The organism is Chryseobacterium taiwanense (assembly GCF_000813825.1).
Classification (GTDB): domain Bacteria; phylum Bacteroidota; class Bacteroidia; order Flavobacteriales; family Weeksellaceae; genus Chryseobacterium; species Chryseobacterium taiwanense.
In genome coordinates this window covers 1-224 of record NZ_JWTA01000043.1, presented here as the reverse complement: position 1 = coordinate 224, position 224 = coordinate 1, and the positions used below count along the sequence as shown (strand labels likewise).

1 pseudogene is annotated in these 224 nt (G+C 38.8%); it reads left to right on the top strand.

The features are described 5' to 3' along the window. Positions 1–224, top strand: a pseudogene (locus RM51_RS19705) (M56 family metallopeptidase); the annotation flags it as partial.

Below are 224 nucleotides of genomic sequence, written 5' to 3'. Positions count from 1 at the left end.
AGTCACTTTTCCGGAGTAGAGTTACCAGCGACGAGTCCGTTTCTAAGTTCCAATTTAAAAAAGCGATTAACAATGTTACAAAAATCACAGACGAAATTCGGGTATGCGCGAAGAATTTTAGCCTTACCGGTAGTGTTCACAGTAGCTTTTGCCTATATGGTGAATGCGAAGAACAAAGAAATAGCCAAGACCAATCTTGAAATAGAGAAAGCAGTTTCTCAAAT